The 22,163-nt window shown below is 64.0% G+C and carries 20 protein-coding genes and 1 tRNA gene; 9 read left to right on the top strand and 12 right to left on the bottom strand.

All coding sequences use genetic code 11. The features are described from left to right. The first annotated feature begins 39 nt into the window (after positions 1-39). Positions 40-1,869 (top strand): heme-binding protein, encoded by a 1,830-nt coding sequence (locus ACFQL3_RS18125; protein WP_377056910.1) that lies wholly within the window; start codon positions 40-42, stop codon positions 1,867-1,869. 166 nt (positions 1,870-2,035) lie between these two features. Continuing rightward, positions 2,036-3,388, top strand: a complete 1,353-nt coding sequence (locus tag ACFQL3_RS18120) for a metallophosphoesterase (protein WP_377056908.1) — start codon at positions 2,036-2,038, stop codon at positions 3,386-3,388. On the opposite strand, the gene ACFQL3_RS18115 is transcribed toward ACFQL3_RS18120, so the two are convergent. Further along, positions 3,385-3,861 (bottom strand): Tfx family DNA-binding protein, encoded by a 477-nt coding sequence (locus ACFQL3_RS18115; RefSeq protein WP_377056905.1) that lies wholly within the window; start codon positions 3,859-3,861, stop codon positions 3,385-3,387. The two genes, ACFQL3_RS18120 and ACFQL3_RS18115, sit on opposite strands and share 4 nt — an antisense overlap. A gap of 267 nt (positions 3,862-4,128) precedes the next feature. Between ACFQL3_RS18115 and ACFQL3_RS18110 the strand changes: the two genes are divergently transcribed. Further along, on the top strand, positions 4,129-4,824 hold the full coding sequence (locus ACFQL3_RS18110) for an SDR family NAD(P)-dependent oxidoreductase (RefSeq protein WP_377056903.1): 696 nt from the start codon (positions 4,129-4,131) through the stop codon (positions 4,822-4,824). A gap of 163 nt (positions 4,825-4,987) precedes the next feature. On the opposite strand, the gene ACFQL3_RS18105 is transcribed toward ACFQL3_RS18110, so the two are convergent. Continuing rightward, positions 4,988-5,503, bottom strand: a complete 516-nt coding sequence (locus ACFQL3_RS18105) for a hypothetical protein (RefSeq protein ID WP_377056901.1) — start codon at positions 5,501-5,503, stop codon at positions 4,988-4,990. A gap of 209 nt (positions 5,504-5,712) precedes the next feature. On the opposite strand from ACFQL3_RS18105, the gene ACFQL3_RS18100 reads away from it, so the two are divergent. Together ACFQL3_RS18100 and ACFQL3_RS18095 are read left to right on the top strand one after the other, a co-directional pair. Next, complete coding sequence (locus ACFQL3_RS18100; protein WP_377056899.1) at positions 5,713-5,895, top strand: DUF7501 family protein; 183 nt, start codon at positions 5,713-5,715, stop codon at positions 5,893-5,895. Further along, positions 5,892-6,131, top strand: coding sequence for a TrmB family transcriptional regulator (locus tag ACFQL3_RS18095; RefSeq protein WP_377056897.1), 240 nt, complete (start codon positions 5,892-5,894; stop codon positions 6,129-6,131). The genes ACFQL3_RS18100 and ACFQL3_RS18095 overlap by 4 nt, the downstream gene beginning before the upstream one ends. A gap of 95 nt (positions 6,132-6,226) precedes the next feature. On the opposite strand, the gene ppc is transcribed toward ACFQL3_RS18095, so the two are convergent. The 7 genes from ppc to ACFQL3_RS18060 form a co-directional block, all read right to left on the bottom strand. Continuing rightward, positions 6,227-8,917, bottom strand: coding sequence for a phosphoenolpyruvate carboxylase (gene ppc / locus ACFQL3_RS18090; protein ID WP_377056895.1), 2,691 nt, complete (start codon positions 8,915-8,917; stop codon positions 6,227-6,229). Between the two features lie 115 nt (positions 8,918-9,032). After that, positions 9,033-10,352, bottom strand: a complete 1,320-nt coding sequence (xylA, locus tag ACFQL3_RS18085) for a xylose isomerase (protein WP_377056893.1) — start codon at positions 10,350-10,352, stop codon at positions 9,033-9,035. An 80-nt stretch (positions 10,353-10,432) separates the two neighbouring features. After that, positions 10,433-10,762, bottom strand: a complete 330-nt coding sequence (locus ACFQL3_RS18080; RefSeq protein WP_377056891.1) for a transcription factor S — start codon at positions 10,760-10,762, stop codon at positions 10,433-10,435. Positions 10,763-10,792: 30 nt separating this feature from the next. Next, positions 10,793-11,317 carry a hypothetical protein gene (locus tag ACFQL3_RS18075; protein WP_377056889.1) on the bottom strand — a complete coding sequence of 175 codons (525 nt, stop codon included), beginning with the start codon at positions 11,315-11,317 and terminating at the stop codon, positions 10,793-10,795. Continuing rightward, complete coding sequence (locus tag ACFQL3_RS18070) at positions 11,310-12,209, bottom strand: hypothetical protein (RefSeq protein WP_377056887.1); 900 nt, start codon at positions 12,207-12,209, stop codon at positions 11,310-11,312. Before ACFQL3_RS18070 ends, ACFQL3_RS18075 begins: the two co-directional genes overlap by 8 nt. 78 nt (positions 12,210-12,287) lie before the next feature. Beyond that, positions 12,288-13,124 carry an RAD55 family ATPase gene (locus tag ACFQL3_RS18065; RefSeq protein ID WP_377056885.1) on the bottom strand — a complete coding sequence of 279 codons (837 nt, stop codon included), beginning with the start codon at positions 13,122-13,124 and terminating at the stop codon, positions 12,288-12,290. A 40-nt stretch (positions 13,125-13,164) separates the two neighbouring features. Then, the gene (locus ACFQL3_RS18060; RefSeq protein WP_377056883.1) at positions 13,165-14,157 is read right to left on the bottom strand and encodes a beta-ribofuranosylaminobenzene 5'-phosphate synthase family protein; all 993 of its coding nucleotides are present in this window, start codon (positions 14,155-14,157) and stop codon (positions 13,165-13,167) included. Between the two features lie 120 nt (positions 14,158-14,277). Here ACFQL3_RS18060 and ilvD point away from each other — a divergent pair, with 120 nt between their 5' ends. Continuing rightward, the gene (ilvD, locus tag ACFQL3_RS18055; protein ID WP_377056881.1) at positions 14,278-16,002 is read left to right on the top strand and encodes a dihydroxy-acid dehydratase; all 1,725 of its coding nucleotides are present in this window, start codon (positions 14,278-14,280) and stop codon (positions 16,000-16,002) included. 27 nt (positions 16,003-16,029) lie between these two features. Here the strand turns inward: ilvD and ACFQL3_RS18050 are convergent, their stop codons facing one another. Then, positions 16,030-16,440: a hypothetical protein gene (locus ACFQL3_RS18050; protein WP_377056879.1), complete on the bottom strand. Its 411-nt coding sequence runs from the start codon at positions 16,438-16,440 to the stop codon at positions 16,030-16,032. Between the two features lie 192 nt (positions 16,441-16,632). On the opposite strand from ACFQL3_RS18050, the gene ACFQL3_RS18045 reads away from it, so the two are divergent. Next, positions 16,633-17,319, top strand: a complete 687-nt coding sequence (locus ACFQL3_RS18045; RefSeq protein WP_377056877.1) for an SdpI family protein — start codon at positions 16,633-16,635, stop codon at positions 17,317-17,319. An 84-nt stretch (positions 17,320-17,403) separates the two neighbouring features. Continuing rightward, positions 17,404-17,745, top strand: a complete 342-nt coding sequence (locus tag ACFQL3_RS18040) for a 2Fe-2S iron-sulfur cluster-binding protein (protein ID WP_377056875.1) — start codon at positions 17,404-17,406, stop codon at positions 17,743-17,745. Between the two features lie 541 nt (positions 17,746-18,286). On the opposite strand, the gene ACFQL3_RS18035 is transcribed toward ACFQL3_RS18040, so the two are convergent. Then, positions 18,287-18,361: transfer RNA gene (locus tag ACFQL3_RS18035), tRNA-Arg, on the bottom strand. A gap of 92 nt (positions 18,362-18,453) precedes the next feature. On the opposite strand from ACFQL3_RS18035, the gene pspAB reads away from it, so the two are divergent. Beyond that, entirely contained in the window at positions 18,454-19,065 is a 612-nt protein-coding gene (gene pspAB, locus ACFQL3_RS18030) for a PspA-associated protein PspAB (protein ID WP_377056873.1), read from the top strand. 6 nt (positions 19,066-19,071) lie between these two features. Here the strand turns inward: pspAB and ACFQL3_RS18025 are convergent, their stop codons facing one another. Continuing rightward, positions 19,072-22,110: an alpha-amylase family glycosyl hydrolase gene (locus ACFQL3_RS18025; protein WP_377056871.1), complete on the bottom strand. Its 3,039-nt coding sequence runs from the start codon at positions 22,108-22,110 to the stop codon at positions 19,072-19,074. Positions 22,111-22,163 lie beyond the last annotated feature (53 nt).

Raw genomic sequence — 22,163 nt, 5'->3', positions numbered from 1 at the left:
TTGGCAAACCCCTTAACGACGCCGTCCTAACGCCCGCATATGGACACGCGAGAACCGCCACAGACCGACGAGGGCTGGTACGTACTGCACGATCTGCGGACGATCGACTGGGACGCCTGGAACGAGGCCGCGCCGGGCGAGCGCGACCGCGCACTCGAAGCGGGCATCGAGTATCTGGAAGCGGCAGAAGCCGTCGACGACGCCGACGAGGGAGCCTCGGCAGTGTTCACTATTCTCGGCCACGAGGCCGACCTCATGCTGCTCCATCTGCGCCCGACACTGGCCGACCTCGACACTCTGGAGCGCACGTTCGAGTCGACGGCATTCGCCCGCTTTACCGAGCACACTGGCTCGTATCTCTCCGTCACGGAGGCCTCCGGCTACACCGGCGCGGAGGCGTACTTCGACCCCGACCAGGAGGCCGATCCGGGCATCAAAAACTACATTCAGTCGCGTCTGCACCCGGACCTGCCGGACGCCGAGTTCGTCAGTTTCTATCCGATGGACAAACGCCGCGATCCGGAGTACAACTGGTACGATCTGTCCTTCGAGGACCGTTCGGAGCTGATGTCCGGCCACGGCGACATCGGCCGCAGTTACGCGGGCAAAGTGAGCCAGATCATCTCCGGCAGCGTCGGCCTCGACGACTTCGAGTGGGGCGTCACGCTGTTTGCCGACGATCCGACGGACGTCAAGGACCTGCTCTACGAGATGCGTTTCGACCCCTCCACCTCGCGGTACGCCGAGTTCGGCCAGTTCTACTCTGGGCGGCGGTTCAGCCCGGCCGACCTCGACGCCGTACTGGCCGGAGAGCCCGTAAGCGTGGACGACGACGGCGAGACTGCAGTGAGCGACGACCGGGCCGCGACCCCCGAGGATGCCGAGACGGACCATGCCAACGGGTCGACTGACGACCACCTGCCCGCCGAACTCGACCGACTCGGCGTCACCTTCGACGAATCGGAGGGTACCGTACTGGTCGTCTACTCGGACGCACCGACCGACGAGATCCAGTCGGAGGTCGACGGCCTTCGCAGTAACTTCGAGCATTACGACTCGCATCTCGGCACCGAGGTCGTGGATGATGGCGAGGAGACGGCCGTCGTCAGCGGCTGGGAGACCGATCGGGCCGCCGGCATCGCCAGCGGCTTCCTCGAAGAGCTACCGGACGCCACCGGCTATCTGCAGGGTACTCTCGACGGGAGCGAAAACGAGTTCCACCAGATCGGCGAGGCCAGTGAGGGAGACGACCACGGCGAGACCGGGGAGGCTGACGACGAGAACGCCGCCGGCATCCGCGACGAACTCGATGACCACGGCATCTACGCCGGACAGCCCCACGGCGAGGACGTCTATGCGCTGGTGCTTTACTCCGCGGCCGGCGTCGATGAACTCCGCGAGGAAGTCCAGAGCCTGAGCGACGGCTTCGACCGCTACGACACGCACATCAAGACGGCAGTCTACACCAGCGAGGGCGTGAACCCGGCGGTCGTCAGCATCTGGGAGACCGAAGACGCGGCCGATACCGCGAGCGACTACCTTTCCGACCTCCCCGAAATCGTCCGGCAGGCTGGCGACGATGCCGAGACGTTCGGGACGATGGGGATGTTCTACACCGTAAAGCCGGACTACAAAGAGGACTTCGTCGAGAAGTTCGATACCGTCGGCGACCTGCTCGCAGAGATGGAGGGCCACCGCCAGACGGACCTCTATGCGAACGTCGAGGACGACTGTGACATGTTCATCGCTAGCAGGTGGGACTCGAAAGACGACTGCATGGAGTTCTTCCGGAGCGACGCCTTCAGCGACACCGTCGACTGGGGCCGTGACGTGCTGGTCGACCGGCCACGCCACGTCTTCCTGGCGTAGACCGACCCAGTGCGTTTTTGATCGAATCGGGTGGGCGATCCGAATGCTCCGGGCAGCATCTCTGGATATCCTCGGATCGCAGGGCTCAGCACACCGGATCGACGTAACTGTCGCCACTCGATGGTCAAGAACAACCCATTTGTATACAGGAACCGAACTTCCCCCGATGACTGACGATTCTGATGACCGGAAATACTACGTCATCAGTGACCTCCACATCGGCGGCGACGAGCAGCTAGAGGAGGTCGATTATCTCGACGAGCTACTCGCGTTTTTGAAGCGACTAGAGCAGGCCGACGAGGACGCCGAACTGATAATCAACGGCGACGCGTTCGGGCTCTGGGAGATCACGGGCGTCGACGGCATCGAGAAGTTCGACGTGCTCGAAACGAACTACCCCGACCTGTTCGAGCAGTTGCGAGCGACCGGCGAGACGATGCCGATCACGCTGCTTCCGGGGAACCACGATCACGAACTCGCCGCCCACGAGGAGTACGTCGACCGGTTGGCCGAGTACAACGTCACGCTCGAACAGACGCTCTCGACGACGCGGCCGGTGGGCGACCGCACCATCTACTTCGAGCACGGCCACCAGCAGGACCCGAACAACCGGATCGAGGACTTCGGCAACCCACACGCTACGCCGCTCGGGTACTTCTACAACACCCACGTCACAAGCCGGGCCGGCAAGCTTTCGAACCGCGGCCGGTTCAACTGGCTCAAGGACGTCCAGGCGGTGACGCCGACCGAACGGATGCCCAACTGGCTCGTCTCGAAGTACTTCTATCGCGAGATGAACCCCTTCCTGCGGTACGCCGTCATCCCATTCCTGTTGCTGTTCAACATCAGTGCGATCCTCGCGGTGCTTGCGGGACTCGATCTGGCCGGTATCTGGTCGTTCCCCGTCGACTGGAGCCAGGCGATGCTCGGCCAGTTCGGGCAGGCCGGGACCGCAGTCTACCTCCTGCTCTGGGTGAATGCAGTGGTCGCCGGACTCCTGTTGCTGGTCGGTATCCCGCTGTATATCTTCGTCCGGGACGCCAGACAGACAGTCGATCGCTTCGGCGTCTTCGAGACGCCGCTTACCGTCGATCCCGAGAAGCCGTACAAAAGCGCCGCACGGGAGGTTTTCGAGGAAAAGCCGGAGACAGCCGTCTACTGTTACGGGCACACCCACCGCCCGAAGGCCAACGAGGTGGACGGACGCCTGCTCGTCAACACCGGTACCTGGCTCAAGCGCCTCCATCGCCGTGACGTCGTCGCGGGGATCCTCCCACCCGTCTTCGCACCGAGCTATCAGCTCTGTGTCGTCGAGATCGAGGCCACTGAGGAAGGGGTCACCGTCGAGTACGAGGAGATCGAAAAGCCCGATCCGACGAAGGAAGAACTCACCTTCACCGAGCGATTACTCACCTGGAGCAGAGAACCGAACCCGGAACTTCCGGACCCGCCCGTCGTAACCGAGGAGGTGGCGACGCACTCCGAACCCGCCGAGCAACCGACGAGCGACGTACGCTAATCCGACTCTTCGCGCACCATCTCCGGAGACCGGACGCGGATCTCACCACTCGTAGTGACGCTAACAACCAAGTCTGCGGCGACCTGTCGCCCCGTCACCGCCTCCCCTGCGGCGTCGCTGACCGCCTTCATCAGGTCCGGTGCGGAGTCGGTGACTTTGACGCCAGCCTCGTCACAGGCCTCGTAAACGCGGTCTGGCACGTCGTACAGATCCGTCCCGGCGTCGATCTGTACTCGCACCGGTGCGCGGAGCGCCTCGGCGAACGCGATGGTTTCACGGGCCTTGCTGATGTTCTCGCGGCCGCTCGACTCGATACTGGAGACGTTCGCCCGCGAGGTACCCAGTCGGTCAGCGATCTCGGACTGTGAGAGGCCCCGCTCGCGGAGCGCGAGCACCTCTGCCTGCCGGCGCGTGAGTACGCTCGTGTCCTCGTCGAACCCGATGCTATCGAGCAGTTGCTCGCGCTCGCTCATCGCACTGGCTCGCCTCCTCTACCGCGTCCGTTGGTTGCGGGTGGACCGCTGTACGGCGCCATCGTCCGTGCTTCGACCCGCAGTCGCAAAAAAGCACCTCCACGAGTGAGCGGTGTCAACCGCCTCGGGGTCAAGTCGTTCGAGAATCTCCGATTCTCGTGATCACGGAAATCTTCGATTTCCGGACGACCCCGTGGCATCCGCCTCGTACCGCCTGTGAACTGCCGTAGGGGCCACGTTTAGGAGTTCTCACTCCTAACGGCAGATATGGACGAATCCACCGTAGTAGTGACCGGAGCGACGAGCGGAATCGGTAACGCAGTCGCCACTGCCTGTGGCGAGAACGGGGCCTACGTCGTGGCGTGCGCTCGCGACGGCGACGATGTCGCCGAGGTCGTCGGCGAAATCGAGGCCACAGGCGGTACGGCGACTGGCGTCCGGGCCGACGTCCGCGATGAGTTCGACGTCGAGCGATTGCTAGAGACGGCCGCGCGAGTCGGAGAGGACGGCGTCGACTACGTCTTTCCGATCGCCGGAGTCTTCCACGGAGAACCCGGTGAGACACCGATCGACGAGGAGGCCTACTCGACCTACGACGACCATCTCCGGACGAACGCCCGCGGCGTCTTTGCAACGATTACGGAAGCACTCCCGCACCTGACCGACGATGCCCGGATGATCGTCCCCACGGGATCGGTTGCCCGCGAGGCGACGGAGGGCATCGGTTCGTACGCCGTATCGAAGGCGACGGCGGAAGCCATCGCCCGGGCGTTTTCGGTCGATATCGAGCAGACCGTCGGCTGTGTCGATCCGGGACAGGTCGCAACCGATCTGTCGGGGCCCGGCGGCCGCGACCCGGAAGACGTCGCGCCGATGTTTCTGTGGGCGGCGACCGACGCCGATCCGGAGGAACTGAACGGTGCGGTCCTCGGTCTCCGCGAGTGGAAAATGGCGACCCGGTGAGCCGGTTCGGCGACGGGCCAAGAGTGTGGTGACCGTAGTTCAGACCAACAAAACGAACGCGTCGGATGGAGAGTGTTCCACCCGGCGAAAGCGGCCCACCGGCGAGCAATCAGGCACCCCCAGTAAGCAGTTACATCACCAGTGAGCAATCGGCACCGATCAACTACAGCTCTCGCTCGCTGTCGGGGTTATCGAGTTCCCAGAGATACTCCGGCAGGAACGCGTCGAGTTCCTCGATCACACGGCGCTCGCTGACGTTCAGGCCCTCACAGTGTTCGTGAGCGGAGTCGCGGATATCCACGTAGAGGTCGCCGTCTTCGAGCGTGACGGAGAGGGGGAACACCGAACAGCGCGCCGGCTTCCAGTCGTGTTCGTCGTGGAGCGCACAGAGACCGTCCTCGCGCAGGAAGTAACAGGCCGCGCCGTCGTCGGCGACGTGCTCGTCACGGTCTTTCTCCTCGCGCCGGACGAAGTCGTGGCCCTGAAACTGGGTCGTCGACTCGTTGAGACTCTCGCGCTCGGCGAGTTCGAGGAAGTCCTTGTCGTACAGGAGGACGCCGTGCTGACAGCACCAGGTACACTCGTCGACGCACTCGAAGGTGAGGTCGGGGTCGAACTCGACGATCACCTCTCGGTCGGGATATACTTCGACACGCTCGCCCGCTTGGTCGGTCGACACTGACACAGCGTTCGGGCGGCGCGTGTAAAAGCGCGACGCCTCGGGTGGTATGAGAGCCTTTCCCTGTTGTGACCCCTGTCTGTATCCAGCCAGTACTCCCCATACGTAAAGAATTACACTGGTAATTATACACGTACTAGGTCAACCTATTCATATTATACATTCAGACCTAAGTTTATATTCGAGTTTCCCGTCAGCAGTAGATAGACATGAGCCAGACCGCCACCACAACGTGGACTGACCCCTCGTGCTGTCCGTTCTGCGATTCGGATTTGGCCGACCCCGGAGCGGGATTCATCGACCACATCCACACCAGCCCCGAGTGCCAGACCGAGTTCGAAATGTGGCGCTCGAATATCGCCGGCGATATGGGAGGCGAGTGGAGCGGATGAGTCTCCAGCGCCCAGCGGCGAGAAACCAGACGCCCGAAGCCGAGCCACTCCCGGCGGAGCTCGAGACTCCAACGGCCAAACTCGTCTATATGACGCTCGACGGCGACGTTCCCTACACCGTCGACGAACTGAGCGAGCGACTCGGCATGCAAAAACTCGTCCTGTTCGAGACGCTTCGGACGCTCGAATCGAAAGGGCTCGTCGACACTGACGACGGGTGCTGTACGGCGCTGTAGCCGAGAGAACCCCTTCGAGCGGTCGGTGCATCACCGTCTTTTCACAGGTACGTTCCGATCAAGCAAGAACAAAAATCAGCGACTGCGTCGGAGCGCTATCCGGTGTTTTTCATCCCTGCCGCGATCCCCTTGACCGTCAGGCGCAGGGTTCGTTCCTCCAGATCCGTGCGGTGGGTCTGGGAGAGCAGGTGCGTCTGGAGCAGGTTGAGCGGATCGACGTAGGGGTTACGCCGGTCCAGACTCTTGCGGAGCCAGTCGCGATCGATCGTGTGACTGCGGCCGGCGATCTCCAGCACGAGGTCGGAAACACGCTCGTACTCCTCGGTGATGCGGGGGAAGAACTGCTCTTTGAGTTCGGGATCCGCGAGGTCGGCGTACTCGGCGGCGATGTTCATGTCGGTCCGGCCGACCGCCATCGCAGCGTTGTCGAGCATCGTCTGGAAGAACGGCCACTCGTCGTACATCTCCTGAAGCGTCTCGATGTCGCCGCCATCTTCGAGGTAGGCGTCGATCGCGGTCGCAAGCGAGTACCATCCCGGCAGGATACAGCGGGCCTGCGTCCACGAGAACACCCACGGGATCGCCCGCAGGTCCTCGACCTTGCGCTCGCCCGAACGGGAGGCCGGGCGAGAGCCGAGGTTCAGGTTCTCGATGACGCCGATGGGGGTCGCCTGTCCGAAGTACTCGACGAAGCCGTCGGTATCGAGGAGGTCGCGATACTCCTCACGGGCAGCGTTGGCCATCAGCCCCATCGCCTCGATCCACTCCTCTTCGACGTCCTCTCGGGGCTGCTGGAGGGATCGCTTGCGGGCACGCAGTTGCGCGTTGAGCATCTGCTCGATGTTCCGCTCGGCGATGCGCGGGTTGGAGTACTTCTCGGCGATCGCTTCGCCCTGCTCGGTGAACTTGACCTGCCCCGTCACGGTACTGTTTGGTAGCGCGAGCAACGCGTCGTTCATCGGTCCGCCACCACGGGAGATCGAACCGCCGCGGCCGTGGAACAGCCGCATCGTAACATCGAAGTCGTCACAGATCTCGCCGAGGTGGATCTGGTTCTCGTACAGCAACCAGTTCGCGGCGAGGAAGCCGTTCTCCTTGTTCGAGTCGGAGTAGGCCAGCATGATCTCCTGGGTGTGGTTCCGAGCCTCCAGCACCTGCGTGTAGGCCTCGTTCTCGAACAACGTCCCCATTATGTCCCGAGCGCCCGAAAGCGCGCTCTCGGTTTCGAGCAGCGGGACGATATCGAGTCCACAGTGACCGGGCAGTTCGATGACATCGGCCTGATCGGCGAGGAACAGCACTTCGAGCACGTGGCTCGGCTCCTCGGTCATCGAGATGGCGTAGGTGTCGATTGCCTGGATCCCGAACTCCTCCTGCCAGTCAGCCAGACAGTCGAACCGTTCGAGGACGCGCGCCGCAGTGTCCGAGACGCCCTCCTGGTTCGACACGTCGACGACGCGTTCGTCCTGCAGGACGGACTCGGTGAGCACCTCGAGGCGCTCGCCTTCGTCCATCGACTCGTAGTCGATACCTTCGCGGGCGAGCGCCTCGGTGACGGTCTCGGTGTGCTGTTGCTGGTGGTCTCGCAGATCCAGGCTGGCCAGCGTGAAGCCGAACGTATCGACCTGTCGCGCCAGCGGGTCGATGTAGGCTTCGGCGACGGAGTTGGCACCGTTCGCGCGCAGGCTCTCGGCGATGACTGCCAGGTCCTCTTCGAGTTCGGAGACGTCATCGTAGCCGCCGGGTCGGACGTCGCCGACACGGTTGAGTCGCTCGCGCATGAGCTTTAGCTTCTGGCGGTACGGCTCGTTCGGATAGCGCTCCTCGACCTCTTCGGTGATGCCGGGGAGACGTTCGCGGTCGACCGCGAGGGACTTCTCGAAGCGTTCGCCGACGGCGATCCGGGTGCCGTCCTGGCTGAGCACGCGCGAGAGACTCTTTAGCTGGTCGCGGTACCGGCCCAGTACGACCCGGCGCTGGCGCTCTAGGGTGTTCGTCGTGACCTCGGGCGTCACGAAGGGGTTGCCGTCGCGGTCGCTCCCGGCCCACGAGCGGAACTCCACGAGTTTCGGGACGTCTATCTCCTCACCGAGTTCGGCCTCGAAGGCGTCTTCGAGTTCGTCGTACACTTCGCCGACGATGTCGAACAAGGTGTTCTCGAGATACCACTGGACGTTGCGAGCCTCGTCCTCGGGTTCGGGCCGCCGGTCGCGGACCTGCGGCGTCTGCCAGAGGCTGGTCACCTCGGCGTCGATGTCGCGTTCGACCTGGCCTTTCTCCTTGTTGGTGAGTCGGCGCTCGTCGAGCGTTTCGAGGTGGTTCGAGACCGATCGAAGCTTCGATTTGACGGTCTTTCGCCGGGCCTCGGTCGGGTGAGCGGTGAACGTCGGCTCGATGAGCACGTCGTCGAGGACCTGTTGCATCATCTCGTCGTCTAGCTCGTCTAGCTCCTCGGCGGCCGTTTCCAGGCTGTCTTCGAGGTCCTCCTCGTGAGAGCCGGTACGGATCGCCCGGACGCGTTCCCGCTCCTCGGCGAGGTTGATCAGCTCGAAGTAGGTCGTGAAGGCTCGGGCGACGATGCTCTCGCGTTCGGGGGTCAACCCGTTGAGCTCCTCGTGAAGCGTTTCGCGCGAGTCTAACTCACCATCTCGGTAATCGATAGCGGACGTACGGAGCGTCTCTACAGTCTCGAAGGCTTCCCGGGACGTCTGGTTCTCCAGAACGTCGCCGAGCAGTGCACCGAGTTCCCGCACGTCCTGTCGGACGTCCCTGTCGTGCAATCGCATATCTCACGCATATCCCCCCGCTGATTAAAACGCTCCGGAACTCACCAACGATTTGATGGATATGCAACTAGTTGCCGAATAAGCAACAAAAAAAGATACTAGTCGTGAGACGCAGTCAGGCTTCGAGGATGTAGCGGTTCAGCAGAGCGTTGAGTTTCTCCTCGCGGCCGGACTCGGGATGGGGAACGTCGTTGTCGAGGGTGTACTCCTCGAGGTCGGCGAGGTCGACGTCGCCGTCGACGATCCGCTGGCCGATGCCTTCGTCGTAGCTGCTGTAGCGGTCCTCGACGAACTCTTCGAGTTCTCCGCTCTCTTTGAGTGCGTGGGCCGCTTCGAGCGCACGAGCGTAGGTGTCCATGCCGGTGATGTGGCCGTGGACGAGGTCGACAGGCTCGAAGGACTCACGTCGTAGCTTCGCATCGAAGTTGATTCCGCCCGGCGAGATGCCGCCGTCCTGCAGGAGCTCGTACATCGCGAGCGTGTGATCGCGGAGGCTGAATGGGAACTCGTCGGTGTCCCAGCCGACCAGTTTGTCGCCCTGATTGGCGTCGATGCTGCCGAGGATGTCGTTGGTTCGCGCGTAGCGCAGTTCGTGGGCGAACGGTCGGTCGGCGAGCGTCGCGTGGTTGGTCTCGATGTTGAGCGTGAACCGATCGTCCAGATCGTACTTCTGGAGGAACGCGTGGATCGTCGCCGCGTCGTGGTCGTACTGGAACTTCATCGGCTCTTTGGGCTTGGGTTCGAGCATCAGCTGACCCTCGAAGCCGATGTCGTCGGCGTGGTCCGCGACCATCGTCAGGAAGCGAGCGACGTTGTCCTGTTCGAGGCCCATATCGGTGTTCAGGAGCGTCTTGTAGCCTTCACGGCCGCCCCAGAGGCAGAACCCTTCGCCACCCAGCTCGTTGGTGACTTCTAGCGCCTTCTTGACCTGTGCGCCGGCGTGGGCGAAGACGTCCGCGCTCGGCGAACTCGCCGCACCGACTGCGTACTTGGGTTCGGCGAACAGCTCTGCGGAGCCGAAGAGGACGCCGATGCCCGTCTCGTCGATCTTCTCTTTGATCAGCGGGACGATCTCGTCGAGGTACTCGTTGGACTCCTCGATGCTGTCACCGCGCGGGGCGAGGTCCCGGTCGTGGTAACAGAAGTACTCGATGCCGAGCTTGTCGAGAAGCTCGAAGTTGGCCTCGATCCGTGCACGGGACTTCTCCATCGGATCTTCGATATCATCCCAGGGCCGCTGCATGGTCGGCGCACCGAACGGGTCCGAGCCGTCGCCGGTAAACGCGTGCCAGAAGGAGACTGCAAATCGCAGGTGTTCCTTCATCGTCTTGTCGCCGACATGTTTGTCGGGGTCGTAGTAATCGAACGCAAGCTCCTCGTCGGAGTCGGGGCCCTGATACTCGATATCCGGGACCTCCGGGAAGTATTCGGTCATACAATTACACAAATTCGTCGTCCGCCCTTATAAGATGTGGTAATTTTACTTCAAAATGAGAATGGGGGTTGTGAGGGCACTCAGTTGTACTCACGCCAGCGATGGCCGCATTCCTTGCACTTGAAAAAGCGCGTCGGCGGTTCGTCCGCGGAGCCGGTCTGTTTGATCGTGTACCAGGCCACGTTGTGGCCGCACTCGTCACAGTGGACGTCAGACCGGGTCGGTTTTCCCTCGAACTCCGCACCCTCCTCGGTCTCGATCAGTTCGTCGCCGCTCTGCTCGGTCGTCGAGACGAACTCCGCCGCCAGTTCCGCGTCCTGCTCGTCGGTCGCGCCGCAGTCGTCGTTCGAGCAGACCATCCGGTCGCCCGTAGAGCGCATCATCGAACCGCACTCGTCACAGAACTGCATACCAGAGACTACGGCGAGCGCCCGGAAAAGCTACTCGCCTTCGGGATCGAACTCGCCGACTGCGATGTCTTCGGCGACTTTCGGGCAGTTCCGGACCGTGAACTGCTCGACGTCGACCATGTCGACGATGTCGGTGCCCTCGTGGGCGCAGGCCACCTCCGGTGGTTCGGAGAAGTACTCACAGCGTTCGCAGTACGTCGACGTCGCGACGACGTGCTCTACGGTTTCGAGATCACGCTCGATCGAGATCCCGCCGGTTTCTAACTCCTCCCAGACGAGGTCACTGTCGAGGTCGCCGACGTTCTCGGAGACGAACAGGTCGTCGTACTCGCCCTCGTCGTGGTCGTCGCTTCGTCGCCCGACCTTCGCGGCGAGTTCCCCGAGTGGTGCCTCACTGTCGGTGTCGCCAGTACTGTGATCGGTCCCCTCCTCGCTGTCCGGCCGAGTTACGGGCAGGTCGTCGTGGGGTTCGGGCGGCAGGTCGTCTCTGGACTCGGGCGGCAGGTCCTCGTTGGATTCCTCCGACTCCTCGTCGCTCTCAGTCGAGTCACGCATCGGCGTCACCTGGCGGTTCCCACTCCGGGGCGGCCCGCTCGCTCTCGGTCTCGAAGGCGTCGTCTATCTCCTCGGCGAGTTCGTCCGAGACGCCGACGGCTTCGGTGAGTGCGGGAGGATCGCCGGTTTCGAGGGTGTTCGCGTTGAAAAACCGCTTGCCCGGTGAGACGTCGACGAACCGCTCCATACACTGCGGACAGTTCGGTCGCGTCAGCAGGCCGAGATCGACCGACGCCGAGCAGGCCGCACAGTCGGCCGTCCGGATCCCCTGCTGGTTGGCGGCGCGTTTCAGTTCGTCGACACCGTCGCGTCTTGCTCGCTCGGCCGCGACCGCCTCGACCTCGGAGCGGAGTTCGATCACTGCCCGCGCGAGCACGTCGAGACGGCGCTCGGCGGTCTCGGTCTCCTCGGTAAGATAGGTGAGAATCTCCTCGTAGTTCTCGAAGCCGGTCGAAAGCGAGTTCTCGACCTCGTCGATGCGCTCGCCAGCCGACTGGGCCCGGCGCTCGGCCGCCACGACGCGCTGTTCGGCTTCGTCGAGCCGACTCAGAAGCTCCCCGTGGTCGTGATCATCGGCTGCCTTCGCGTCGGTTTCGCGTTTGAGTTGGATCACACGCTTGCGAACGTCCTCGATCAGGTCGCGGACCGTGTCGTCGAGCGTGTCGAGTCGCGTATCCAGTTCACCCTCGGTGACTGCTCGCCCCTCACCCGACGCATCCGCCGGGTCGACTGGGGTGTCGCCTGCCGAGAGCTGTCGGTGTGCGGCGAGGAGTCGTCGGGCGACGGTGTCGGCGTCGTCGTCGGTCCCGGCTGCTACCTCCTCTAGCCAGTCGTACACGTCCCCGGAGAGGTCGATCGTCGCCTTCTCGCCTCTCGAATCCTCGCTCGCCATTCACCTCCACTTGTTAAAGCAGCGTCTTAATAGTTCGGTGGCGCGATACGAATAGTTCAGCGATATGTCGTTTCGGGATTATCGGATCTTCCGCACGTCGCTGATGTCGAACCCACTGTCGCCGATATCGGTCTCGAACCGGACGATGTTCTCGTCTTCGAGGCGGGAGAGCACGCCCCGGAACTGCTTGACGACCATCGTTCGGTCGCGCTCGCTCCCGCCGCTCTCCCACTCGAACATGAAGGTCCCATCCGTCGCGGCCATCAGTCGGCCGAGTTCGGTGTCCGAGAGGGTATCGAGCGTGACGAGCAGGAGGATCAGGCCGTCCCACTGGTTTGCCGCCTTCTTCAGTCCCTTCAGCAGGAGGGTGATGTCCGTCCAGTCCATCACCGTCCCCGACGCGCTGATCAGGTCGGTCACCGAGTCGATCACGACAAGGCTCCCCTCGGCGTGTTCGTTCAGATAATCACCCATCGCGTCGAGCACGTCGTCGGTGTCGGTATCCTGCCCGAGCGAGGTGATGCTCCGGGTCCGCTCGGAGTACCACTCCGGTGGCACCGGACTCAACTGGAAGTACTCCGTCGAGAAGTCCTGAAAGTCGATCGGCTCCGTTCCGCTCTCGACCAGTTCGGATTCGAGCGTATAGCCCATCTCCTCGACGAGCGGCGACTCCGCAGTCGTAAAAGAGAGATAGCGGATCTCGTCGGGCAGTTCGGCCTGGTCGTCGAGGTCCCCGTAGTACAGATCGAACAGATCCTCGTCGGAGCGAGCAAGCCCGTTCATGACAGCGCTGGTGTAGATGAACTCCCGGGCGCCAGCCCCGACCTCGCCGGCCAACAACACGACGCTTCCCGAGGGTGCGCCGCCGCCGATCGTCCTGTCGAACCGCGAGATACCGAACGGGATGCGCGACATACCTGCATCTCTCCCTCCGCTGTGTTAGGCATTACGCCAACTAGCCGTCGATCGTCGCCCCCCGGTTCCGCGGCGCGGCAATCAGCACCTCGCCGTCGACGTCGGCCACGTCGAGTGCGTCTCGACCGGCCGCCCGTGCGCTCTCGACGGCGTCGACGTCGGTGAGACCGTAGACGGTCGGGCCCCACGAGGACTGTCCGACGCCGTCCAGCACCGGATGTGTCCGGAGTGCCTCGACGATGCGCCCGACCGGCGGCCGGAAGACCCCACCCTGCGCGTCGGTGTACCACGCGCCGTTAAGTCGCCCGATTTCCGCGACAGCAGCACCGAACTCGCGGCGACGCCCCATCGCGGCCGCCGGCAACAGGCGGCGCGTCAGTACGGCGCTGATCTCGTCTGCCAGCGACGGATCCGCCGACTCGACCACCGAGCGCATGCTGGCCTCCTCGTCGTCGCCGTTCCGGCCCGGTTCGGCGTCGGGGAGGACGAGGACGAACCGCCAGTCCTCGGGGAGTTCGTGGCGGGCAGTCACTGGCGGCACGGTCCACTCGCCGTCGGCCGGCCGATCCGTCGTGAACTGGCTGGTCGGGTGGCCGCCGTCGACCAGGAAGCCGCCGGACTCGAAGCCCGCAACGCCGATACCGCTTCGCCCGCCCCGACCCAGCGCCGGCGCCGCCTCCCGGACATCGACCGACCGCTCGTGGGCGGCCGCCGTCGCGGCGTAGACGGCGAGGGCGAGTTGCGTTCCGCTGCCCAGACCGACGTGGCGCGGCAGTCGCTCGCGGACAGTGATCGCCACGCCGTCGACGTCGAGCAGCGTGGTCGCGCGCTCGGCGTATGACTCGACAGTCCGCCGGAACGACGTCTCGGAGCCCGTTTCGTCCGTGACGGTGACGCCGACAGCGGGATCACCTTCCACGACGAGTCGGGGAAAATCGAGCGTCGCGCCGATACCGCCGTAGAGTCGGGCGTGCACGAGCGAGAGGTTCCCGAAGCCGAAATGTAGCCGCGCCGCCGTCCGTACCGTCGTCATGCGTCGGGGTATACACCGCGCTGGGATGGGCGTTTCGACACCGGACAGGCGGCAGGCAAGCGGGCGGCCGAAGACGTTCGGATATAGTGACTTAAGGCCCCCGGGACGAACCTACTGGGTATGAGCAAGGAAACCACGGGCGGCGAAAAGGACCCCGACCTTCCGAGCAGTGAAGTGACGGAAGGGGTCGAGCGAGCGCCCCACCGCGCGATGTTCCGTGCGATGGGCTACGACGACGACGATCTGTCGGCACCGATGGTCGGCGTGGCGAACCCGGCGGCGGATATCACGCCGTGTAACGTCCACCTCGACGACGTGGCCGAGAGCGCGTACGACGCCATCGACGAGGCCGACGGGATGCCGATCGAGTTCGGCACGATCACGATCAGCGACGCGATTTCGATGGGTACCGAGGGAATGAAGGCCTCCCTGACCTCCCGCGAGGTCATCGCCGACTCGGCCGAACTGGTCGCCTTTGGCGAGCGGATGGACGGCCTCGTGACCATCGGTGGTTGCGACAAGAACATGCCCGGGATGATGATGGCGATGATCCGCACCGATCTCCCCTCTGTCTTCCTCTACGGCGGTTCGATCATGCCAGGCCATCACGATGGCCGCGAGGTGACGATCCAGAACGTCTTCGAGGGCGTCGGCGCGGTCGCCCAGGGCGAGATGAGCGAGGACGAACTCGACGAGATGGAGCGCAACGCCTGCCCCGGTGCTGGCTCCTGTGGCGGAATGTTCACCGCGAACACGATGGCCTCGATCAGCGAGGCGCTCGGCTTCGCGCCGCTGGGGAGCGCAAGCGCCCCCGCCGAGGCCGATAGCCGCTACGATATCGCCCGCGAGACCGGCGAACTCGCCGTCGAAGTCGTCGAGGAACAACGCAAACCGTCGGACTACCTCACCAAGGACTCCTTCAAGAACGCCATTGCACTGCAGGTCGCGGTCGGTGGCTCGACCAACGCCGTGCTCCATCTGCTCGCACTGGCCGCGGAGGCGGGTATCGACCTCGATATCGAGGAGTTCGACGAGATTAGCCGCAAGACGCCGAAGATCGCAGACCTCCAGCCGGGCGGCGAAAAGGTCATGAACGACCTCCACGAGGTCGGCGGCGTCCCGGTCGTCCTCAACGCGCTCCACGAGGCTGGTTTGCTACACAGCGACGCGCTGACGGTCACCGGCAACACCATCGGCGAGGAACTCGACGCGATGGATCTCCCCTCGATGGAGGAACTCGACGTCGACTATCTCTACTCCGTCGACGAACCGAAAAACGAACAGGGTGCGATCCGCATCCTCACCGGCAATCTCGCGCCCGACGGCGCGGTGCTCAAAGTCACGGGCGAGGAGGACCTCCGCCACGAGGGCCCCGCCCGCGTCTTCGAGAACGAGGAAGAGGCCATGAAGTACGTCCAGGAGGGCCACGTCGAGTCCGGCGACGCCATCTGCATCCGAAACGAGGGGCCACAGGGCGGCCCCGGCATGCGCGAGATGCTCGGCGTCACGAGCGCGGTCGCCGGTCAGGGCCACGCCGAGGACGTCGCGCTCTTTACTGACGGGCGCTTCTCCGGCGCGACGCGCGGCTTCTCGATCGGTCACGTCGCCCCCGAGGCGGCGGTCGACGGCCCGATCGCCGCTCTCGAAGACGGCGACATCGTCACCATCGACGTCGAGGAGCGAACCCTCGCCTTCGACGTCTCCGAGGAAGAGATCGACCGCCGCCTCGACGAACGCGAGGAACCCGAACCCAACTACACCAACGGCGTTATGGCCAAATACGGCCAGCTATTCGGCTCGGCGGCCAACGGCGCGGTGACGAACCCCGGCGCGAAAGACGACTAGCGACGCCGCGATTCCTCCATCAGTTCCTTACCGGATTCGGACGTCGAGACACGTCTCCGCGTCCGGGTCGGCGAAGCGATACCGAACCGGACGCCTATCGACGTCGAACAGGCGAACCGTAACGACTAGCCGGCGACCGTCCGAGAGCGTCGCACGGCAGACCGGGCCGACACTGGTCACCACCAGATACGGCGGTGCCGGAACCGGTGTCCCGGCCACCGACTCGTCGATTGCCGCCGCCCCGGTGTGGAGCATCGCCAGCAACTCCCCTCGCAGTTTCCGTTTGCCGATCAGTGCGTTGAGTGGGCGGGAGACGGCGGCTGACTCGGAGACGTCCTCCTGCGGTAGCGCACGCGCGACGGTCTGCCCGCTGTCGATCACGGCCTCAATCGTCTCTCCGTGGGTGTCGAGGAGGCGACGCCGAACGGCACCGTCCATCGCTGATCGTGCGTGCTTTTGATGGCTGATCTTACAAATACCCGGTTCGACCATCCACACCCATCTGGCGGAGACTAAAGACCAGGCGGCGGAAGCCGGAGCCAGATCTTGATGTCCGACACTTCCGGAGCGAGCTAGCACACCCTCCGTCCAGCAACCCGTTTTATGTTGGCCGGTGGACTACTGTTGCTCATGAATACGGTCCACCGCTTCGCCATAGCTGCCGGACTGGTCCTCGTCGCGGCGATTGCGAGCCTCCTCGCCGCACCGGAGCTCCCCGACCAGCTCATCACCAACTGGGACGCCGCGGGCGAGCCCAACGGAACGATGTCGACGACGACGGGACTGTGGCTCATTCCCGGGATAACGGCCGGACTCCTCGTGCTGTTCGCCCTCGTGCCGCGGATCGACCCGCTCCGGGAGAACATCGCGGCCTTCCGGGCGTACTACGACTGGTTCGTCGTGGTGTTTAGTGCGTACATGACGCTAGTCCACGCCGGAATTCTCGCGTTCAACCTCGGCTACGAGTTCGACTTCACGCTGGTCATACTCGCCGGGACGGTCCCGCTGTTCTACTACGTCGGTGTCGTCCTCGAACAGGCCAAGCGCAACTGGTTCATCGGCATCCGGACGCCCTGGACGCTGAGCGACGACGAGGTCTGGAACCGGACGAACGCGCTCGGAGCCACGCTGTTCAAACTCACCGCGCTCGTGACGCTGATCGGACTCGTGGTCGGCTACGCGAGTGGACAGGGCGAGTACGCGCTGTACGCCGTGCTGGTCCCGTCGCTCCTGACCGCTTTCGGCACTGTCGCGTACTCGTACTACCTGTATCGGGAGCTAGACGAGGCGGGCACGTCCAGCGAAGTCGGGCTCTGAGGGAACGACGGACTCGTCGGTGGCGTCTCACGCACCGGTGAGTAGCCCGATAGCCTCAGGTTGGACGAGTCCCAACTCGAACTCATGGAGAAGACGATTCCGGTAACGGTCGTTTCCGGAGCGGAGGAGACGACCATCCAGGTCGAACCCGGCGCAAATCTGCGCGATGCACTGCTGGAGCGCGATTTTCCGGTCTACGGGACGGTTTCGCAGTACGCCAACTGCGGCGGTCGGGGGCTCTGTTCGACCTGTACTGTCGAGGTCGACCCAGCGCCGGAGCCGACGCACTGGCACGACGCTGCTGCGGTCCGCTTCGGCTATCCCCGCCTCTCCTGCTGTATCGACGTCGAGGAGCCGATGCGGGTCAGACTACTGGACAAGCACGTCTGGGGACAGGTGTTTCCGCGACAGTTGAGCGAGGAGTGAGGTGGAAGATAGTGGTCGAGGGCACGATGGGAGTGAGTGAACGCCACGCGTTCACGAACATCGGCTGACGTAGTCAGCCGGGAGTGAGCAAACCCGGAGGGTTTGCGATCTACATCGTGCCCGTGAACGACTGAAAGGAGTGAACGGGCACGATGGGATTCAGACCGGAGCGAGACTCGCTTCGCTCGTCTCGCAGGGCTCGAATCACTGAGCCGCTTCACTTGTCGCGTCCGCTCGTCGCAGAAGTACGGGCACGATGGGATTCGAACCACGCCCGAGAACCTGCGCTCCGCGCAGAACCTCGGTCTAGTTCGATTCCCTGAGCCGCTTCACTCGTCGCGTTCGCTCCTCGTAGAAGCGGGCACGCTGGGAGTGAGCAAACCGGAGGTTTGCGAACATCATCGTGCCCGCGAATGACCGCAGGGAATGAGCGGGCACGATGGGATTCTGAACCGGAGCGAGACTCGCTTCGCTCGTCTCGCAGGGCTCGAATCCATCTCTGTTCGTACTTTGTTCCTCGCGTTCGCTCGTCGCAAAAGTACGGGCACGATGGGATTCGAACCCACGACCGTCGGATTAGAAGTCCGACGCTCTATCCGGACTGAGCTACGTGCCCTCACCCACTCGTAACCGGGCGGCTTTCAAAAGCGATTGGGTTTCCCGACGAGAACGGTCAGCATTATGCCCACGGCGACGAACCACCGAACGATGGGACTGTTCGACAGCATCCGGAGCGTGCTGGGAATCCGCGCCGAGCGGGACGCGACGAGCGACGCCGACCCGGACGACCTGTTCGGGATGAGTACCGCCTACGTGACGATGGAGGCGAATCTCGGGTTCGAGCCGACGGGCCACGCGGCGCTGTGTTTCGGCGACGTCAACAGCCACGAGTTCGCGGGCACCGTCAGCGACGTCCGAAACATTCTGGCGACCAGTGAGGCCGAAACGGGCACCGTCTCGCGTTTCGTCGACGACGACCACGGCTACCGCTGGGTCGTCTTCGAGGACGACGGTGACTTCGAGGATCTGGTGACGAACGTCTACTTCGCGGCGGACACCTTCATCGAGGAGGGGTACGGATCGCGCCTGCTCGCGGCCGTCTTCGCGTTCGAGCGCGACGGGCAGCCGGGCGACTGGATCTACTCGTTCCGGCGGGGGAGCTTCTATCCGTTCGCGCCGAAGCCGAACGCCTCCCACGAGCGGGACAACCAGATCGAACTCAAACTCCAGAGCGTCCTCGACGGCGAGCTAGATGTGGAGTCGGACAAGGAGTACTGGTACCCGCTCTGGCCGAGTGACGGGCGACATCCGTGGGAGTAGCGGGGGTCAGTCGATCGATCGGAACGGGAGCCGCGCCACACCGTCGACGAAGGGGCGCAGGGCGTCGTCGCGGTCCACGCCCGCAGGCGTGATCAGGTCGACGACGTTCGGGGGCGTCCCGTTGATCTGACCGCTGCCAAACGTCCAGTCGGTCGCCTCCGTGGTGGTCTGACGAACGTCGTACTTGTTCTTGCCATCGTAGCCCGCGACCAGCGGGACGAGTTCGACCTCCCGGAGGTCGGGCAAGTCGTCCTTGCTGACCCAGACCAGCACGGCGTCACGGTCGGTGAGCACCTCCGCGCCGCCAGTGCCGACCAGCGAACCGTGGCCCGTCTCGACGCTGACGAGCCCCTCGGGTCGTGCGAGTACCCGACGCTGGTACACCGACTCGAACGTGGCGTTGACTCCGGCGGCGGCGTTGAGCGCTCCGTACCCGGTGTCGGGGTCGCGGACGTACACCTGCGGGAACTGGAGCGAAAAGCCCCGCTTGCGGTTCCAGACGTTCTCGATCGCGTCGAACTCGAAGACGAACTGGTAGCTATCGGCGAACTCGCGGACCTCGAAGCGCCGGAGGTCAAAACACGCCTCGGAGAACGTCTCGTGAGTCGGCATGGCGTACGCGTTCCGGCGGCGGTACTTGCTGTCGTTACGCCACTGGACGATCGGATCGCCGAGCGGATCGAACGTCGGCGTTTCGAGCACGGCGATCGTCTCGACTTCGACGGGCACCGTCGTTCCGGTGCGTTCGACGGCGACATCCTCGCCAGTGAGGAGATCGGTCGTGTCGACCGCGGCGGGGAGTTCGACGGTGGCCGGGTCGCCGTCCTCGAAGTTGACGACGACGACTGCACGCTCGGGACCCGACACGTCGTCCATATCGCTCGCGTCCCGGCCGAAGACGAGGACGTGGTCCTCCGTGCGGAACCAGACGTCGTCGAGGTCGGCAGCGGGCTTGAGCGCGTCGAGGTCGTGATACCGGTCGATAACCGTCTCGTAGAACTGGAGGTGCTCCTCGTCGTACTGGTCCCAGTTCATGAACGCGCGCTGTTTGCCGCCCGCGCGGACATCGTTCTCACGAGGGTCGCCCGCACCCAGATGCCGCCCCTCGCCGTGTCGGCTGATCGCACGCTCTTGCCCGTAGTAAACGAACGGAACGCCGGGAAGGGCAACGCTGGCGGCCCAGCAGGCCCGCTGGACGTGTTCGGGGTTCTCGTACGCGCCGGCGGAGAGCGCCTCGTTGAGGAGGCGCTTCTCGTCGTGGTTCTCCGTGGCGTTGAGTAGCCGGGTGTAGTCAGGGAAGCCTTTGTCCGCGCGTGCTTCGACGGCGTCGAGCAGTTCGAAGGCGTCGGCCTCGCCACGGGCAACGGCGTGGGCCGTTTCGGTGTAGGAGGCGGTGTCGAAGTGGGCGTCGAACTCGTTTTCGGCGAACTCGGAGTCGTGCGGAATCGTCTCGTCGAGCATGAGGAACTCGCTGTTGTTCCCGCGAACGATCTCGCGGACGTCCTTCCAGAAGTCGTGGGGGACGCCCCAGGCGATGTCACAGCGGAAGCCGTCGACGCCGATTTCGCCCGACCAGAAGTCGGCGGCCGCGAGCATGTGCTCGCGGACGGCCAGGTTATCGTAGTTCCAGTTCGGCATGTGCAGGTGATCGTAGAAGCCGGTCACCCGCGGTTCGGGTTCGACCTGATCGCCGGTGCGGTCGTGGCGGGACTGGTGGACGCGGTGGAACCAGTCGTAGTATTTCGAGTCCTCGTCCCAGGCGTCGATAAGCGGCCACTCGCCGTCGCGGTCGGTGATGCCGTCGATCGAGGCCTGGAAGAAGTCGTGGTCCCGGCCGCAATGGTTCGCGACGAGGTCAAACAGCACCTTGATATCGTGGTCGTGACAGGCCTCGACGAACGTCTCGTAGGCCTCGATCGGCGTCTCGCCGGCGGGTGCCAGGTCAGGAGCCACGTCGAAGTAATCGAGCGTGTCGTAGCCGTGGGGGCCGCCGCCTGACAGGTCTTCGCTCCCACTGACCGAGGGGACGACCGGCGTCAGCCAGACGACGTCGACGCCGAGGTCGTCGAGATAGGACACCCTGTCGGTGAGGACGCCGAAGTCGGTCTCGCCGCGTTCGCCGTGGAACGAGCGAGTGAATATCTCGTAGACGACACTCTCGTCGAGCCACGTAGGCGGGCGGTTGGGCAGTTCCACGGTGCCATCCGGCGATAGCTCGACGGTATCGACGACGCTCGGCAGGTTGCCGTCGTATGCCACGGCGTGGATACGGGCGCTGTCGCCGTCGAGTGCCTCCACTGGGACGCGAGCGGTGGTATCGTCGACTGTCATCTCTGCCTCGGAGAGGCTATCGCGGTCGTCGACGAGGAACGTCACATCGAGTGCCAGCGTCGGCCCGTCACGGCTGGGCGCGAGTTGGGGTGTCGCCTCAACGACGAACTCGTCGTCTTCATGCGTCGCGTCGAGTTCGACACGTGGCTGGCCCGCGTTCTTGTTGCTCGGTTCGGGGAACGCGTGCACTGTCTGTTCGTACACACCGTCAGACCGCGCTTCCGACGAGGACCGCAAACCGTTGGTTCGCTCGCTCTCGGGGGCGGCCAGTTCCAGGGTGTACCGGCCCGGTTCGTCGGGGACGAACTCGGTGGCGTGTCCCCGGCCGTGATTGTAGCGGGGTTGTTCCTCGTTCGTCGCCGTCGAGAAACTGAGTTCGGCGGAACTACCCGTTGGCCGGTCTGCAATCGACCACTCGAAATCGTCGTCGTCGTACTCGGTAGGGTCGTGGCGAAGGACAGGGAGTCGCGGACTGAAGTGATCCCTGTTCCTGAAGTCGCCGGTGTCGCTCCCGTAAATCGCGCCGACGAATGCCGGATTGATGATCTCTGAGCCGACCGTTACGACGCGTGGCTGGCCGGGATGGAACGATTCCGCCCCGGTGGCGGTGTAGTGCTCGAACGAATCGACCGTCGGGCAATCGTTCCGGTCGGTTTCGCCGCGGCCTGTGCGAGTGTCCGATCCGTGCTCGGAGCTGTCTTCGTTTTTACTCATAGGGAAGTGTTCTGCAGGGGAGGGGAGCCGGTATGGCTCGAAACGTGGTAGTG

The sequence above is a fragment of the Natronoarchaeum sp. GCM10025321 genome (assembly GCF_042663585.1).
Taxonomy (GTDB): domain Archaea; phylum Halobacteriota; class Halobacteria; order Halobacteriales; family Natronoarchaeaceae; genus Natranaeroarchaeum.
The sequence above is the reverse complement of the archived record's forward strand: the minus strand, read 5'-3'. Positions and strand labels throughout refer to the sequence as shown.

Bases quoted from the DNA above. Each gene is read 5' to 3' on its own strand.
- ACFQL3_RS18125 (WP_377056910.1), top strand. From the start codon at position 40: ATGGACACGCGAGAACCGCCACAGACCGACGAGGGCTGGTACGTACTG.
- ACFQL3_RS18120 (WP_377056908.1), top strand. From the start codon at position 2,036: ATGACTGACGATTCTGATGACCGGAAATACTACGTCATCAGTGACCTC.
- ACFQL3_RS18115 (WP_377056905.1), bottom strand. From the start codon at position 3,861: ATGAGCGAGCGCGAGCAACTGCTCGATAGCATCGGGTTCGACGAGGAC.
- ACFQL3_RS18110 (WP_377056903.1), top strand. From the start codon at position 4,129: ATGGACGAATCCACCGTAGTAGTGACCGGAGCGACGAGCGGAATCGGT.
- ACFQL3_RS18100 (WP_377056899.1), top strand. From the start codon at position 5,713: ATGAGCCAGACCGCCACCACAACGTGGACTGACCCCTCGTGCTGTCCG.
- ACFQL3_RS18095 (WP_377056897.1), top strand. From the start codon at position 5,892: ATGAGTCTCCAGCGCCCAGCGGCGAGAAACCAGACGCCCGAAGCCGAG.
- ppc (WP_377056895.1), bottom strand. From the start codon at position 8,917: ATGCGATTGCACGACAGGGACGTCCGACAGGACGTGCGGGAACTCGGT.
- xylA (WP_377056893.1), bottom strand. From the start codon at position 10,352: ATGACCGAATACTTCCCGGAGGTCCCGGATATCGAGTATCAGGGCCCC.
- ACFQL3_RS18080 (WP_377056891.1), bottom strand. From the start codon at position 10,762: ATGCAGTTCTGTGACGAGTGCGGTTCGATGATGCGCTCTACGGGCGAC.
- ACFQL3_RS18075 (WP_377056889.1), bottom strand. From the start codon at position 11,317: ATGCGTGACTCGACTGAGAGCGACGAGGAGTCGGAGGAATCCAACGAG.
- ACFQL3_RS18070 (WP_377056887.1), bottom strand. From the start codon at position 12,209: ATGGCGAGCGAGGATTCGAGAGGCGAGAAGGCGACGATCGACCTCTCC.
- ACFQL3_RS18065 (WP_377056885.1), bottom strand. From the start codon at position 13,124: ATGTCGCGCATCCCGTTCGGTATCTCGCGGTTCGACAGGACGATCGGC.
- ACFQL3_RS18060 (WP_377056883.1), bottom strand. From the start codon at position 14,157: ATGACGACGGTACGGACGGCGGCGCGGCTACATTTCGGCTTCGGGAAC.
- ilvD (WP_377056881.1), top strand. From the start codon at position 14,278: ATGAGCAAGGAAACCACGGGCGGCGAAAAGGACCCCGACCTTCCGAGC.
- ACFQL3_RS18050 (WP_377056879.1), bottom strand. From the start codon at position 16,440: ATGGACGGTGCCGTTCGGCGTCGCCTCCTCGACACCCACGGAGAGACG.
- ACFQL3_RS18045 (WP_377056877.1), top strand. From the start codon at position 16,633: ATGAATACGGTCCACCGCTTCGCCATAGCTGCCGGACTGGTCCTCGTC.
- ACFQL3_RS18040 (WP_377056875.1), top strand. From the start codon at position 17,404: ATGGAGAAGACGATTCCGGTAACGGTCGTTTCCGGAGCGGAGGAGACG.
- pspAB (WP_377056873.1), top strand. From the start codon at position 18,454: ATGGGACTGTTCGACAGCATCCGGAGCGTGCTGGGAATCCGCGCCGAG.
- ACFQL3_RS18025 (WP_377056871.1), bottom strand. From the start codon at position 22,110: ATGAGTAAAAACGAAGACAGCTCCGAGCACGGATCGGACACTCGCACA.